Origin of the sequence: Bacillus kwashiorkori (assembly GCF_001375515.1) — a bacterium.
GTDB lineage: Bacteria > Bacillota > Bacilli > Bacillales > Caldibacillaceae > Bacillus_BK > Bacillus_BK kwashiorkori.
The window spans coordinates 699,050-715,736 of the sequence record NZ_CTDX01000016.1 but is presented as its reverse complement, the minus strand read 5'-3'; the positions used below and the strand labels follow the sequence as shown (position 1 = coordinate 715,736).

Here is a 16,687-nt window from a genome sequence, read left to right as displayed (position 1 = left end):
CAAGGTCTGGCTAATGTAGTAAATAACTTAGTCAGACCTTATTGTGATTCCTTTATCTCGTCATCGTGTTTCCTATATTCCGCCAGCTTGGCTCCAGTTCGTACGCCGCTGTACAGTCGCCTCCGCTTTTATCGTTTCCGCCATTGTGGGGTTACGAAGGATAGTTTTTGTAGTTTAATCCCATAGATAAAATCGATTATGTTTGTGGAGAAAAACTGGCATATAATTGCATAAATTACAATTTTATAATCAATAACGAAAGCATTTAAAAGAAATATAGATAAGTTGATACATAACATAACTTTTCCAGGGCTCCAGTTTTTATAATTTGCAATCATTAAAGCTGGGATTACCATCCCCCCACTAGAAGACCCGACACGAATTAGTATTCCCACTCCTATACCAAAAAAGATACTTCCTGCTAAAATATCAAAGAAAATATGTATATGCGGTAAATCCACTAATGGAACTAAAAAGCTGACTGTCGTAGAAGTGATCGCTACGGCTATAATTGTTTTCATAGTCCAAGAATAACCGAAATATTTTAGCGCAAATAGCAAAAATACAGCATTTGCTAACCAAAGTGCAAAACCTAATGTTAAATCAAACCAGTGATTTAATAATATTGCCATCCCTGCTGCACCACCAGAAGGGATCGAATGGGGAAATAAAAAAAGTGACATAGCCATTCCTTGAATAATGGCACCGAATATTAACAAAATATATGTAACTAGTTTTCTTTTCATTACCGTAAAACACCATCCAATCCCCACTGAAACTATCTACTTGTCCATTTTATGTATAATTTAATCATTTTATGTCCAAATGAATGAGTATAAATGGAGTGCCTATAATTTACAAGAAGTCTCTCTATACTTTTACCATTTAAAATCAACTGATTGGGTAAGTTGGACACCATAATCATTCGCTAACTGTTTGAAAATTGTTTCGGTTTGTTGTTCAAATCCTGTAATGGAACTCATACAATCCTCTAAAACAACGATTTTGTTCGTATTTATTTCCTTCTCTTTGCAATAGTTTATTAATTGCATTAATGATTCTAATACGCAATGGGATTTCGCTTCTCCTGCAAAAATGATTAAATCATAATTAGCGATTTCCTCTAATAATTCATTATTCCGTGAGTTTGTAGGACTATATTCAGGTTGGAAAATACCATACATTTCTGTCGTTGGTTCAAGCCCTTTCACAATCGTTTTTAATGGAGAATTTCGCGCCACAGAATGAAAATAAGCTAGATTAGCAAATTGACCTTCCAAACTAACACCGTGTGTACCTTCAATACAATGATAAGGCCAAATGATTAACTGCTTTTTACCAAGTCTTTCTAAATTTTTAACATAATCAAGACTTTGCTTTTCGTAGCGAATGGCTTTCCACTTTCCGTTTTCTACATCTTTTGCTTCAATTACTGTCATTGGCTCTGGATGGTTGCCATCTTGATCGACCCACCAATTCGCATGAAAAACTTGCATCGGTCTATGGGTATCTATTGAAACTGCTATAGTAGTAATTTTATCAAGATGTTTATAAATAAATTGCGTAATATTTTCGACATCGCGAATAGAACCTGGAACTCCTAATGCTCCTCCTTCCAAAAAGTCGTTTTGAATATCAATGCCTAAAAATAACACTTTCTTTTCATCTAAATTAGAGGGCTTGATCTGTTCCCGTTTTGCTAGTGCTAAAATCTCATTTAGATTTTTCTCGTTATGTTTACCAATATTACTTAAATCTACTATTTGTTCAAAAGCTGTATGGATCATAATAAAACTCCCCTTTTCTTTCCCATTTTCATCTATTCATTATTTTAACATAAAACTATAAATTAATATGAATATTCATATTTACAGTTTTAAAAAAAGATTATTTCAGTATAAAAAATTAACTTTACTTTCTAAATAACTTATGTATAATAAAAATAATTAGCAACACGAAATAATTTTTTAGGGGTGTTATAAATGACAAATTCTACTAATATTCGTTGGAAACGTTCAGAAGTACCAGAAGAACTTACATGGGATTTAACGGATTTATTTCCAAACGATGAGGCATGGGAGATAGAACTTAACAATATTGTTAAAGATATCGCAACAGTAACAACTTATAAAGGAAAAATGCATGAGTCCTCAGTAAATTTTTTAGCTTGCTTAACAAACTATGAAAAACTACTAACTAGATTGGTGATTGTTAGTACATACGCTAGTTTGAAACAGTCTGCCGATAGTTCCGACCCTATAAACCAAGCAAATGCTGCAAAAACTGCCTCTTTCCAGGCGAAAATTAGTGCAGAGCTATCCTTTGTAAAATCAGAAATATTGCAAATGGATGATAACTTAATTGCATCGTTTTTTAATGAACAACAAGAACTATTACCATTTCAAAACTTTCTTAATGAAATTTTAGCAATGAAACCTTTTACTTTTTCACCAGAGACAGAACAAGTATTAGCTGCATTAAGTGAAACACATAATGCTCCTTACATGATTTATAATCGTAGTAAATTAGTAGACATGCAATTTCAAAGTATTGAAGATGAAAATGGACAACTATTACCGATGTCTTTTGCTCTTTATGAAGACCGATATGAATTAGAACCGAATACAACGATCAGAAGAAAAGCCTATGACTCATTCGTTACAACGTTAAAACATTATAAAAATACTTTCGCAAGTGTTTATGCAACCGAAGTTAAAACACAAGTAACGTTAGCTAATTTGCGAAACTATCCTTCTGTTACAAAAATGTTATTACAACCGCAACAAGTGACAGAAAAGATGTATCATAACCAGTTAGATGTAATAAAAAATGAATTAGCACCACATATGCAAAAATTTGCTCGTTTGAAGAAACAAGTTTTAGGCTTAGATCGCTTAAAATTTTGTGATTTAAAAGCTCCATTAGACCCAGAATATACACCGAAAGTATCCTTTGCAGAAGCTAGTGAAATGATTTTAGCGGCTTTATCTGTAATGGGTGATGAATATGTTGAAATAATGGAAAAAGGTTTAACAGAACGTTGGGTTGATTTAGCTGATAATATCGGTAAATCAACAGGTGCATTTTGTTCTAGTCCATATGGTAAGCATCCGTACATTTTAATTACATGGGCAGATTCACTCCGCTCTGCATTCGTTTTAGCACATGAACTAGGTCACGCTGGACACTTATTTTTAGCTGGGAAAAATCAACGGTTTATTAATACACGACCATCTACTTACTTTATTGAAGCACCTTCTACATTAAACGAATTATTACTGGCCAATCATTTATTGGCTAAAACGACCGATAAACGGATGCGACGAACGATAATTTTACAATTGTTAGGAACTTATTATCATAACTTTGTTACCCATTTACTGGAGGGTGAATTTCAACGGAGAGTATATGAGTGGGTCGAAGCAGGAAATCCGCTCACTGAAATAAATCTTACGAAGTTTAAAGGAGATATTTTAAAAGAGTTTTGGGGAAATGAAGTAGAGATTGATGAAGGTGCAGCATTAACTTGGATGCGACAACCTCATTACTATATGGGGCTATATCCTTATACTTATTCTGCTGGATTAACTGTCGCAACTGCTGTAGCAAAGAAAATACAATTAGAGGGAAAATCTGTTGCGAACAATTGGTTAAAAGTTTTACAAGCTGGTGGAACGTTAAAACCACTCGATTTAATTAAAATGGCAGGAATTGATATGTCTCAGCAAACACCAATAAAAGAGGCAGTGGCCTATGTTGGCTCATTAGTCGATGAGTTAGTTGCCAGCTACCAATAGATTTTCAAAAAGAATAATTATTATTGAAGCTCTGTTTCTAAGGATAGTAGGAAGACTAATTTCCATTCTATATGGTGAGAATTTATTATCATGTGTGTCTATGTTACTATTTATCTCTTATTTTTAGGCAGTTGTTGATTGTAGTGTAAGGCGGCGACTCCGGCGGGAAAAGCACGAGCCGAAGACCCTACAGACGCGTAGCGTCGAAGCGGTTGAGGCCGTGCCCGCGGAAAGCGTCCGCCTGAAACGGAAATCAACAACAATCTTTAACATAGACACCGATGAAACCAATTTTTCACATGGTGAATGAAAATAGCTGTATTTTCAAGGTAGCCTTTGATGAAAATTATAAGAGCAGGCTCTCTAAATATAAAGGAACTAGCACACTAGTACGCCAGCCGTTCTTTTGCAATGAAGGACTATCGTTTTTTTACATCATTTTGTTCTTTTAATAAATCACGGATCTCCGTTAATAACATTTCTTCTTTTGATGGTGAACGTTCCTTTGCTCCCTTTTCGTCCAATTGTTCCGTCTTTTTCACTCTTAGTTCTCGTAACCGATTGATTACTCGAATAATGATAAATAAAGAAAATCCAATAATAAGAAAGTCAATAATTGATTGAATAAAACTCCCGTATTTAATTTCTGTACCAGGTATTTTCAAATCTGAAAAATCAATGCCACCGAGAAAGACCCCAAAAAATGGGGTAATCATATCATTTACTAGCGAGGTTACAATTTTATTAAAAGCGGTACCTATCATTACCCCGATAGCAAGGTCAACTACATTTCCTTTCATCGCAAACTCTTTAAATTCTTTCCACACGTCACGTCACCTTTTCTATTCTAAATATCTTTTAATGTTCAATTTTTTAGCATCCGTTCATCTAAAAATTGGTCGGAAAACTCCTTAATGGTTTTGTAATTGAAAAAAACTGGAGTGAATATCCTCCAGTTTGCTTAATGTGTCAGTTATTATTTAATCAGAACGCTTGGCAAGTTGCAATGCTTTTTTTGGATTTACTGCACGATATACTAAATACTTTCTCCGCAAATAGGCTAAAGGCAAACTCCACATATGAACAAGTCTTGTAAATGGAAAAATTCCAAACAACAGGAATGCACTGATGATATGCAATTGAAAGCCAAACGGTGATTGAACAACTAACATAATATCTGGTCGAAATGTTAATATTCCGCGAAACCAAGGGCCAATCGTACTTCGATAATCAAAATGACCACCAGTAGCTGTATAAGCTACCGTATTAGTAAAGCCTGTTAACGTTACAATTGTGAGCAAAATTAAAACGAGGATATCTGCTTTCGTACTATTCCTTAAAATTCGTTTTACCGAGAAACGGCGCCACATGAGTAAAAATAAGCCAACAATTGTTGCAACACCTGCTGCACCACCAAACCAGACAGCACCAAAATGGTACATTTCATCGGTAATTCCAAGCATATCAAAAAACTGTCTCGGTACTAATACCCCTGCAACATGTCCGAAAAATACGAACACAATCCCCCAGTGGAACAGAGTACTACCCCATCTTAAGTAACGCTTTTCTAAAAATTCACTTGACTTTGCCGACCACCCAAATTGATCGGTATTGTAACGCCATACATGTCCTACAACAAAAATAGTTAACATTAAATAAGGGAAAATTAACCAGAAAAATTGATCCCACATTGTCATTCTCACAACCTCCTTTCTATGTCCATTTATGATGCTTTTGTGTTAGCTAAAATTTGTGTAATGGCAATTTGACATGCTTCTAATATTTTTCGATACGGACTTTTCAATTCAATCAATGCTTCATGCAGTTCATCCATAGCTTTTCGATGAATGGCAAAAATTTTCTTTACACTAGCTTCTTCTGCAATGGAAGCAAATTCTAGAATTAGCGGCAAATAGTCAGGTAACTCATCATCAAGTACAACTAAATCCGCTTTCGCATATTCAAATTTTAGTTTAATTAACGCTGCTCCTCTTTCGCGGTTATCGCCAAAAATACGATAAGTTAAATAAAGGGTTGTCTTTTCATTAAAATCAAAAGTTGTAACGTAATGAGTTGTTAACTCTTGGTAATTCATTTTTTTAATTTCCTGAAAAAAATCGTAAAAACACCGACGAATTTTTCGATTTGGAACTTGTTCGATATATTCCATAATTTCCTTCCCTTCTAGCAACTCCTCTTCAGGATAATGCAAAAGGTAAGACGCAAGACTAAAAATATTTTGACGGTGTTCGTCCATTTAACTCACTCCAATAATCCTCGCCAAATTTATAATCTTCTTCCATATTTCCATTTAAAGAACAGCTAGAACACCCTTCCATAAAATCATATCCAGCGGTACCTTGACCTAAGTGCATATTATCAGCTTTTTCACGATGAGATTTAGGAATTACATAGCGATCTGAGTATTTAGCAATTGCAGATAGATTGTACATTTCGTGCATCGTTTTCTCGTCCATCCCTACTTTTGCTAAAATGTTTTGATCTGGTTTTTTCCCTAAATTAATGGAGCGCATATAACTTCTCATAGCCACCATTTTTTTCAATACACTTTTGATAACTTCTGTATCTCCAGCAGTAAAAAGATTAGCTAAATACTCAATTGGAATTCGCAATTGATCTATCATCGGAAACACAACATTTGGGTCAATGCCATCTGGCGCACCGTCAAAAGCCCCCATTACAGGACTAAGTGGCGGAATATACCATACCATCGGTAGAGTTCGATATTCAGGATGCAGGGGTAAAGCGATTTTTTGTTCTACTGCTAATTTATAAATGGGTGATCGTTGCGCAGCTTCAATCCAATCTTCTTCATACCCTGCTTCTCTTGCTGCTTTAATAACTTCCGGGTCATTTGGATCTAAAAAAATATTTAAATGAGCTTTATATAAATCTTTTTCGTCTGTAACCGCTGCTGCCGCTTCTACCTTATCTAAATCATAAAAAATAATTCCGATGTAGCGGAGCCTGCCAACACAAGTTTCTGAACAAATAGTTGGTAACCCGTCCTCTATTCGTGGGAAGCAGAAGGTGCATTTTTCCGCTTTATGAGTTCTCCAGTTGAAATATACTTTTTTATATGGACATCCTGTCATACAGAAACGCCAACTGCGGCATGAATCCCCATCTACTAACACAATTCCGTCTTCTTCCCGTTTATAAATTGCACCTGATGGACAAGAAGAAACACAAGGTGGATTGATACAATGTTCGCAAATTCTAGGCAAATACATCATAAAAGTTTGTTCATATTCAAACTTAACCCTTTCTTCTATGCCGAACCTAACAGGATCGTCAAGTCCGGTTTTATAAACCCCTGCCAGATCATCTTCCCAGTTCGGTCCCCAACCAAGGTTCATATAATCACCAGTTAATTGTGACTTTGGCCTAGCAACAGGTTGATGTTCTCTTTCCGGACTATTCAGCAATGTTTCATAGTCGTATGTCCACGGCTCGTAATAGTCATCAATTTCTGTCATGTCTGGGTTATAAAAGATATTCAACAGTTTATTCAGTCTGCCGCCTGCACGAAGTTCTAATTTTCCATTCTTTAACGTCCAGCCGCCTTTCCGCTTCTCTTGATTTTCCCATTCTTTCGGATACCCCACACCTGGCTTCGTTTCAACATTGTTCCACCACATGTACTCGGCTCCAGGACGATTAGTCCATACATTATTACAAGTGACACTACATGTATGACAGCCAATACATTTATCTAAGTTCATCACCATTCCAAATTGTGCTCTAACTTTCAAGCCAATCCACCTCCTGATTTTCTAGCTTTCTAATCACCACTTTCTCATCGCGATTCGTCCCACACGGTCCGTAGTAGTTAAATCCATAACTTAACTGTGCGTAACCGCCAATCATATGAGTAGGCTTCATATGTACTCGGTTCGGACTATTAAATGTTCCGCCACGTAATTTTGTAATTGGAGAACCTGGAACATTTATAAAGCGATCTTGAACGTGATACATATAAGTAACTCCTTTTGGCATGCGATGACTGACAACTGCTCTTGCTACAACTACACCATTGCGGTTAAATATTTCTAACCAATCATTATCGTTAATTCCTGCTTGTTCCGCATCTTCCACACTGAGCCAAATATGTGGCCCGCCACGGAATAAAGTTAACATTTGCAACACTTCATAGTACGTACTATGATAGGACCATTTGTAATGTGGTGTTAAATAGCGAAGAATGATTTCTTTACCTTTTACTTCTGGACGTTTATCTTGACTAATGAATGCTGCTTTTTTCAGTGGTGCACGGAATGTCGGTAGTTCGTCACCAAATTCGATCATTAAATCATGGTCTAAATAAAAGTGTTGCCGACCTGTTAACGTTCGAAAAGGGATAAGACGTTCAATATTAGTCGTAAAAGGAGAATATCTGCGATTCCCGGTTTCTGTACCACTAAACATCGGTGTGGAGATAACTTGCCTTGGCTGTGCTGTAATTTCATCAACGGTCATATGTTCCTCTGCCCGATCTTGCGCAAGGTCTTTCAATGTTTGCCCAGTCTTTTTTTCTAGCACACCCCACGCTTTCATCGCCATCGAACCATTCGTTGCACTTGATAACGTTAAAATTGTTTCTACTGCATTCCGATCCGTTTCTAAACTAGGAAAATCTTTATATTCCTCTGTTGTCTCTGCTCTACCTAACATTTTCTTTAAAACTTCATATTCGTCTACTGCATTCCAACCTAAACCTTTTGCCCCAATTTGCTCTTTCACCATCGGTCCTAAAGAAATATACTTATCATAAACTTTTCGATAATCACGCTCGACAATATGAAGTCTTGGAAAGTTAACCCCAGGAACTGGTTCATTTTTCCCATCTTTCCAATCATGAGAAATACCATAAGGCTGTGCTAACTCATCTCTACTATCATGGAGCAATGCTTGCGCAATCACATCTTTTACTGGTTTTTCAAAATAATTTTTCGCTAGCTCGGAAAATCTCTTTGCTAGCTTCTTAAAGAAATCCCAGTCAGATCTTGATTGCCACGGTGGTGCAATTGCTGGGTTAAATGGATGAATAAATGGATGCATGTCTGTACTACTAACATCATATTTTTCATACCAAGTGGCTGCAGGCAAAAGAATGTCTGAGTATAGGCTTGTCCCCGTCATGCGGAAATCAATATTAATGAGTAAATCTAGTTTCCCTTCTAATGACGCCTCATCCCACTTAATTTCCTTTGTTGTTAACGTTTCATTTTGCTCGCTTAAATTTCCGTGGTGTGTACCGAGCATATGCTTAAGAAAATACTCATGCCCTTTTGCTGAGCTACCAATTAAGTTCCCACGCCAAACAAATAAAATCCGTGGGGTGTTTTTTGGATCATTAGGGTTTTCTATCGCAAACGAAAGTTCACCTTTTTTCACTTTGTCGACTATTTTTTGTAGCACTTCCTCATTATTGTTTCCATTCATTTGTTCGACGAGGTTTATCGAATTTTCATTAAAAGTTGGATACGATGGTAACCATCCCATTCGCACTGCAAGATGATTGTAGTCGGCACTATGTTCATATTTCGGTTTCTCCACTAATGGAGAAATTAAATCAGCCATCGATTGTTCATCATATTTCCATTGTTCAGATAAAAAATAGAAAAAGGATGTTCCGTTTTGTAATCGTGGCGGTCCTCCCCAATCTCTAGCCATTGCTACAGTTTGCCAACCTTCTATCGGCCTGACTTTTTCTTGACCGACATAATGTGCCCAACCCCCACCATTTACTCCTTGTGAACCAGTGAGTAGAACTAAATTTAATATCGCTCGATAAGTAGAATCTGCATGGAACCAATGGTTAATTCCCGAACCCATAATAATAAGGGAGCGACCTTTGGAGTCTATTGCATTTTGTGCAAATTCTCGAGCTATTTGCGCACATAAATTTCTATCAATGCCAGTAATTGCTTCTTGCCAACTTGGTGTATATGGTTTCGGATCATCATAGTTGTCTGGATAGTCACCTTGTAATCCACGTCCGATACCGACTTTTGCAACTAATAAGTCAAAAACCGTAGTTACATAAATGGTTTCCTTCCCTTGAGTAATTTTCTTAACTGGTACAGCTCGTGTAATTACTGTTTTATTTTCTAATTCAAAATGAGCAAAATCGACTGCAACTATTTCATCTTCATGACCAAGTAAAGTTAATGCAGGACTTATCTCTTCTAAGTTTAATTCACTATCTTTTAAATGTAAGTTCCAATTCCCTTCCTCATTAGGAGACCATCTTTGCCCAATTGTTCCATTCGGTACGACATATTGGTTTGTCTTTTCATCGAGGATTACCGTTTTCCATTCGGCATTTTCTGTTTGTCTTCCAATATCATTCGCCCGCAAAAATCGCCCTGCCATAAAATTGTTCCCACGTTTCTTCAAGGTTACTAGAAATGGTAAGTCCGTAAATTTCTTTGCATAGTCATAAAAATAGCCGGTTTTATTGTCAATATAAAACTCTTTTAAAACGACATGTGTCATCGCCATCGCTAGCGCACTGTCCATGCCAGGACTAACAGGTAGCCAATTATCAGCAAACTTCACATTTTCTGCGTAGTCAGGAGCAACCGCTACTACTTTTGTGCCACGATAACGTGCTTCCACCATAAAATGTGCATCAGGCGTGCGAGTTTGGGGAATATTAGAACCCCACATAATAATATAACTAGAGTTAAACCAATCGGAACTTTCGGGAACATCTGTTTGCTCTCCCCAAACTTGTGGACTGGACGGGGGTAAGTCCGCATACCAATCGTAAAAGCTAATTAGTGCTCCACCAATTAAGTTTAAAAATCGGGCACCACTGGCATAACTTACCATAGACATTGCTGGAATTGGGGAAAAACCAAAAATACGATCAGGACCATATTTTTGAATCGTATAAATTAAGGAAGCTGAAATGAGTGTATTCACCTCGTTCCAACTAGCACGAATAAAACCGCCTTTCCCTCTTGCTTGGTGATAACGTTTCTTTTTATCTGGATTTTCAACTATAGATTTCCAAGCTTCTAACGGGTCCTCTTTTAATTTAATAGCTTCTCGCCATAATGATAGTAATGGCGCACGAACATAAGGGTACCGAACTCGGACAGGACTATAAATATACCATGAAAATGTTGCCCCTCTTTGACACCCCCGCGGTTCAAATTCTGGCATATCAGGACCAGTTGTCGGGTAGTCTAGAGCCTGTGTCTCCCAAGTAATAATTCCGTCTTTTACATGAACTCGCCAGCTGCATGAGCCTGTACAGTTCACACCATGAGTAGTTCTTACTACTTTATCATGTTGCCATCTCCTCCGATATACTTTTTCCACTTCCCTCCCATAAGGGCTCATCACTCCATGGTTTGTCACATCAGTTGCCTTACCGAAATATTTTAGCTTTTTCAAAAAAGGAGCTACTTTTCGGTCCATCGTAACTCTCCTTTCTCATTAAATGTTGTTTTATACATAAACGGTTTTATTTTTACCGAAAAAATCGGGATTATGCAAAAAATTCACTAACTTTATAATGTATAATTCTGAAAACGATAGCCGATAATGGCTAACAATTTTAATAAATAAAATGGAGGAGATTCATTTGTCAGGTCCATCATTAAAAAAATATCATTCCCATCATTCTATTCATGAAGGTGTTTATGTCGAAGCGCGAGAATTAACCACCTTATTATTAAAGTCTATCGAAGAAAAAAAAGCGGAAAACTATATTCAAGAAATAACGAACGCATTAATAGAACACTGGGAACAACGAATGCTTGCTCATGCTGATTCTGAAGAAGAAGGGCTATTTAAAGAAAGATTGGCTGAAAATCCAGATTTACTAGAGATTGTAGCCAAATTAAAACGGGATCATCAAATTATGGGGATTTTAGTAGAAGAAATAAAAACGGAATTACAGAAAGAAAAGGTTATCAATGAATATGTACTGGATAGATTTAAAGCATTATTATGTATGATTCAAATCCATAATCGGGAAGAGGAAAAACATATGTTTCATGAACATTAACTAACCTTTTGAACTATCAAATACTTCTCGAGCTTTAAAATATAAGAGTAAGGCCCCTTAGTTATGGGGCTGCTTCTTTTTGTTTCCCTTGATAATACATTGCCAAAACAATAATTAAACTAGCAAGTGAAAACTCAGATAAAGACATAAAACCTATTGCATAATGTCCAGTCCAATTATATAAAGTTGTTAAAATTAATGGTGGGAAAAAACCACCTAAACCACCCATTGCTGCTACAACACCGTTAACAATACCTGCTTCTTTCGTAAAATAAAATGGGACTAATTTAAAAATAGTGCCATTTCCTAAGCCCGCACATGCTGCAACTAATAAACATCCGACAGTAAATAAAGCAATATTTAATTGAAAGGATAATAAAAAACCACCAAAGGTTAAACCAAAGAATACAAATACTAGAACAATATATGGGTTAAACTTATCGCCTAACCATCCACCGATCGGTCGTAATAATGTTGCTAACACTATAAAACCGGCCGTACGGAATCCAGCATCCACCTTTTCCAGTCCAAATTGATTCACTAAAAAATTTGGTAAAAAAACTGTGAAGGCAACGAACGATCCAAAAGTAATAAAGTAAAATAAGGATAAAAACCATAAAGTTGTATTATTATAAACCTTTTTTATTTGTTCTGTTAAAGAAGTAATAACTTTCTGTTCATTTCGGTCCCCAAATAGAAAGTTAATTACGGCAAACGCTGCCATTAAAATTAAATAAAATCTTACCGTATTTTGCCAGCCAACATTATTGGCAATAACGGGTGCGAGAAAAGATGTAAAAGCAGTTCCGATATTTCCTGCCCCATAAATTCCATTTATAAACCCATGTTTTTCTTTCGGATAGTATTTAGGAAGTGAAGTGACACCAACAGAAAAAATCGCTCCCCCAATTCCAACAAACAATCCCCCTATAATTAAGTCAAAAAATGTATCGGCAATACTTATATAAAAAACAGGAAATAGTAACAAGACGAAACTAATAAAGAATACCCATCTTGCACCAAACCGATTTGTCCAAAAACCAATGGGAATCCTTAACAAAGAGCCTAAAATGACTGGGACAGCTGTAACCCATGCTGTTTGTGTTGCAGTCAATGCAATATCTTCTTTTATATAAGGCATTAAGGAAGAAAGAATAACCCAAACCATAAATCCAGCAATTAAGCTCATTGTTTGTAATGGTAATTGAATTTTTCCCATTAATAACACATCCCTTTTTGTCATACATTAGTCACTTTCATATAACGATATTATTTCACTATAAGGAAAAACTATCCGCAAAAATTCCAGAATAACTTTTGCTACATCAGCTCCATTAATTCGGTTAATTTGTTCCATCATTTATTGCTTTTAAATAGTGTAGCATCCGGAATTTAATTATTGGCTTCTTCCATAAATATAAAAAAGCTGTTCAGAAAATCGCTTCATGTACACAATTGTGTAATGCTCTTTCTGAACAGATATTTTTGATAAGTTTAATATCTTTTTGTCTTTTTTCTTGAAGAAGAAACTTCTTTTACACCGGTTTCTATATCAGTCGTTCCTTGTCCTTGAACTTGTGGGGAACTTAAACCAGTTTTGGACGGGTTTTCTTTTCTTTTCGCCATAATAATCCTCCTAATCGTAATTTACACACTTAGTATTGCTCTTTCTTTACTAATTATGAATATTTCAGTGACCAATCTCTTGTAGTTATATCGTTTTCTTCTTTGGTCATTTTAATTATAGAGGTGTTAATATGGCGAAAATTGGTATAGAAGCTTCTTGGGGTACTACCAACAAAACGCGGAAAACATACGCTAAGCAATATTCGATATAAAGAAAGCCGATATTTCCTACGTTAAGGAAATTTTCGGCTGTTATTTTTAGTGAATAAGAGGGCGCAACGAATGTAAGTCTGCTATTTTCTTCGTATCAAAGGTGTATTCACCAAGAAAATTGATATGTTCCCATCCTAGTGGCGAAATATGTTTTAATAAGTCCTCTCGTAAACTTCCTTTTTCCTTCAACAATTTTGTTGCTTCGGTTAGATATACGGTATTCCATACGCTAATTGCGTTAATTATAATGTTTAAAGCACTTGCGCTTTGAAGCTGATCCTGCAACCCCCTTTCCCGCAACTCACCTCTTTTTCCAAAAAATAACGTTCTCGCCAAGCCATTCATAGCTTCACCTTTATTTAAGCCCCGCTGAATACGTCTGCGTAGTGCTTCATTAGATATGTAGTCTAAGATAAAAATGGTTTTTTCAACTCTTCCCATTTCTCGCAAAGCGGTAGCCAACTTGTTTTGCCGTGCATAGGACCCTAGTTTCCCCATAATAAGTGATCCAGACACTTTTCCTTCTCGAATAGAATGGGCTAAACGCAACACGTCATCAAAGTTTTCATGAACAATCTTTGTGTTAATTCGTCCTCGAAGTAAACTTTCTAATTCAGGAAAATCACTTGGATTTTGAATTGTGTATAGTTTGGCATCAGCTAAATCCCGAAGCCTTGGTGCGAAACGGAATCCTAACAAATGACTTAAACCGAAGACTTGGTCGGTATAACCAGCCGTATCAGTATAATGCTCCTCAATATTTAATTCCGTTTCATGGTGAAGCAACCCGTCGATAACATGTACGGCGTCCCTTGCATTTGTATTAATTACTTTCGTATGGAAAGACGAAAACTGATCGCTCGTAAACCGATAAATAGTTGCCCCTTTCCCTGTACCATAATGAGGATTTGCTTTAACATGTAACGATGAAACGCCAACTTGTACCCGCATTCCGTCAGATGAAGATGTGGTACCATCTCCCCAATAAGAAGCTAGAGCAAGCTTATGCTGAAAATTTACCAAAGTGGCTTGTGCTCGATTTATAGCATCATCATACAAGCGCCATTGCGCGGCATTTGCCATCTGGTGATAAGTAATTCCAGGTGTCGCATCTGCCATTTTAGTTAATCCAATATTAGTTCCCATTGCCATGAGTGCAGCCATTAGAATAACCTTTTCCTCACCCTTTGGAGGCCGATTCGTTGAAGCATGTATTAACATTTCATCAAATCCTGTCCAGTGGGCTACCTCCATTAAGAGATCAGTGAGCTTTATTCTTGGCAACATATTGTATAGGGATAAACTGAAGTTTCGCGCTTCTTCTGGGGTATCCTTTTCCAAACGATCAACCCTAAGTTTGGCTTTTTCGATATTTACCGCCTCAAGACTATCAAGGTTATTTGAAACCCATGTAAAGCGTTGGGCTAGGGCTTTTCTTCTATCTTCAATGTATTCCTCTGCTGATAATTGAACTGCCAATCTAGTTTCTTTGAGATTGGTTGTTTTCCATTCATCCTTGGGAACAAGATACTCCTCGAAGTCTTTATGAAGTCTACTACCGACTACATATACGTCACCTGAACGAATATGATTTTTTAATTCCGTTAGAGCAGCCATTTCATAATAGTGTCGATTAATTGTTCCCTCCTCATCGTACACATGCTTTTGCCATCTTTTTGGAACAAAATCTAACGGGGATCCATCTGGTACTTTTCTTTTTCCGGATTCATTCATTTCATTCAATGTCTTCAGGGCACGTAATAACGGTTCTGTTGCTTTTGTAGAACGAAATTCTAATGATTTAAGGAGAGCAGGGGTGTATTTTCTTAGATAAGAGAATCGATTCCCCAGCAAATCCAGATAGTCATAATCCATTGGTCGAGCTAGTTTTTTCGCTTCTTCAACAGAAGTAACGATTTTATCCCAAGACATCACCTTTTCAATGGCGCTAAATGGATCAAGCCCTTCTTCCCGTGCCTGAATAAGTGCAGCCCCAATATCTGCAAAATGAACGACTTTTTCATTAACTGCTTTTCCATTTTCCCTTTGCATTTCTTCTTGTGTTTTACGACCTTTCGATTGTAAAATCATCATTTGCCGATCATGAATTTCAATTGCTTGATCAATTAAGTCCTGACTGAGTGTCACTAAGTATGCTACAAGAATGGCATATTTCTTATTTTCTTTAAATCTGCGAAATGAATGGGGGTTCATAACGTGCTCCGATACGTGATAATTGGAGCAATCGATTAGGATGCACTTCATGTATATTTGTCGGAAGCTTCAAATCACGAATATATTCCAAACGTTTTATTACTTTTAGAAAGGCATCCGGTGATGACTGGCCGGGAAGTTCTCTTAACCAGGCTAATGGAGTTTTCCTGTTTTCCACAAAGGGATCGATAAGTGTATCCAATTTCTGTTTTTGCCACTCTGAGAGGTTACCAGATAAAACTTTAAAAATCTTTTCCTCTGCCCTCCGACGGGTTTCCCAAACAAGTCGTTCTATAGTAGTCATGGCAGGGAGTATTATTTTTTGATTTCGTAGTTTTTCTTGAACGGTACGAAGCAAGTACATAGCATTCCCATTTTGCAGGGCATGTTGCAATAAAAACTGTGCTGCCTCACGATATTTACTTGTAGGGAAGTTCTGATATCCATACACTTGTCGAATTTCTTCCATATGTTCATGCTTAGTGGGGTCACGTTGGGCATATAGGGAAAAAGAGTCTGGATTAGCATTTATTTGTTTTGCTATGTATTGGACCACATAATCTGGTATAGGTTCAACATCCGAAAGGGGCCATCCGGGATACCGTAAAACACATAATTGGACAGCAAATCCCAAACGATTATGATCTCTTCTATGACGTTTAATTATTTCAAGGTCGTACTGCGAAAAGTTATAGTAGATTTCTAGTTCACGTTCGGTCATATCAGCAGGAATTCGTACAAACTCGGCTCTTTGATCTGTTGTAAGCAATTCTTTTCCTCTTGATGCCAT

At 36.7% G+C, this 16,687-nt stretch carries 11 protein-coding genes and 1 pseudogene; 2 read left to right on the top strand and 10 right to left on the bottom strand.

Annotated features, from left to right (window positions below; all coding sequences use genetic code 11):
• Positions 1-128: 128 nt before the first annotated feature.
• Positions 129-746 carry a YitT family protein gene (locus BN1242_RS12705; protein ID WP_062356784.1) on the bottom strand — a complete coding sequence of 206 codons (618 nt, stop codon included), beginning with the start codon at positions 744-746 and terminating at the stop codon, positions 129-131.
• A gap of 132 nt (positions 747-878) precedes the next feature.
• Positions 879-1,787, bottom strand: a complete 909-nt coding sequence (locus BN1242_RS12700) for a cysteine hydrolase family protein (RefSeq protein ID WP_062356780.1) — start codon at positions 1,785-1,787, stop codon at positions 879-881.
• Between the two features lie 195 nt (positions 1,788-1,982).
• Between BN1242_RS12700 and pepF the strand changes: the two genes are divergently transcribed.
• The gene (pepF, locus tag BN1242_RS12695; RefSeq protein ID WP_062356777.1) at positions 1,983-3,797 is read left to right on the top strand and encodes an oligoendopeptidase F; all 1,815 of its coding nucleotides are present in this window, start codon (positions 1,983-1,985) and stop codon (positions 3,795-3,797) included.
• 419 nt (positions 3,798-4,216) lie between these two features.
• Here pepF and mscL read toward each other — a convergent pair whose 3' ends face one another.
• The 5 genes from mscL to BN1242_RS12670 all read right to left on the bottom strand — a co-directional run bounded on the left by mscL (position 4,217) and on the right by BN1242_RS12670 (position 11,252).
• Positions 4,217-4,624 (bottom strand): large conductance mechanosensitive channel protein MscL, encoded by a 408-nt coding sequence (gene mscL, locus BN1242_RS12690; RefSeq protein WP_062356774.1) that lies wholly within the window; start codon positions 4,622-4,624, stop codon positions 4,217-4,219.
• 153 nt (positions 4,625-4,777) lie between these two features.
• Complete coding sequence (gene narI, locus BN1242_RS12685) at positions 4,778-5,494, bottom strand: respiratory nitrate reductase subunit gamma (protein ID WP_077216206.1); 717 nt, start codon at positions 5,492-5,494, stop codon at positions 4,778-4,780.
• Positions 5,495-5,520: 26 nt separating this feature from the next.
• On the bottom strand, positions 5,521-6,054 hold the full coding sequence (narJ, locus tag BN1242_RS12680) for a nitrate reductase molybdenum cofactor assembly chaperone (RefSeq protein WP_062356770.1): 534 nt from the start codon (positions 6,052-6,054) through the stop codon (positions 5,521-5,523).
• Complete coding sequence (gene narH / locus BN1242_RS12675; protein ID WP_062356767.1) at positions 6,026-7,573, bottom strand: nitrate reductase subunit beta; 1,548 nt, start codon at positions 7,571-7,573, stop codon at positions 6,026-6,028. Before narH ends, narJ begins: the two co-directional genes overlap by 29 nt.
• Positions 7,563-11,252 (bottom strand): nitrate reductase subunit alpha, encoded by a 3,690-nt coding sequence (locus BN1242_RS12670; RefSeq protein ID WP_062356763.1) that lies wholly within the window; start codon positions 11,250-11,252, stop codon positions 7,563-7,565. Before BN1242_RS12670 ends, narH begins: the two co-directional genes overlap by 11 nt.
• Positions 11,253-11,418: 166 nt before the next feature.
• Between BN1242_RS12670 and BN1242_RS12665 the strand changes: the two genes are divergently transcribed.
• Positions 11,419-11,844 carry a hypothetical protein gene (locus tag BN1242_RS12665; RefSeq protein WP_062356760.1) on the top strand — a complete coding sequence of 142 codons (426 nt, stop codon included), beginning with the start codon at positions 11,419-11,421 and terminating at the stop codon, positions 11,842-11,844.
• Between the two features lie 61 nt (positions 11,845-11,905).
• Here the strand turns inward: BN1242_RS12665 and BN1242_RS12660 are convergent, their stop codons facing one another.
• From BN1242_RS12660 to BN1242_RS12655, 3 genes and pseudogenes are all read right to left on the bottom strand, one after another.
• Positions 11,906-13,063: a nitrate/nitrite transporter gene (locus BN1242_RS12660; RefSeq protein ID WP_062357098.1), complete on the bottom strand. Its 1,158-nt coding sequence runs from the start codon at positions 13,061-13,063 to the stop codon at positions 11,906-11,908.
• Between the two features lie 275 nt (positions 13,064-13,338).
• Positions 13,339-13,470 carry a YuzL family protein gene (locus BN1242_RS13280; protein ID WP_072136200.1) on the bottom strand — a complete coding sequence of 44 codons (132 nt, stop codon included), beginning with the start codon at positions 13,468-13,470 and terminating at the stop codon, positions 13,339-13,341.
• Positions 13,471-13,728: 258 nt separating this feature from the next.
• Positions 13,729-16,687 (bottom strand): annotated as a pseudogene (locus BN1242_RS12655) (Tn3 family transposase).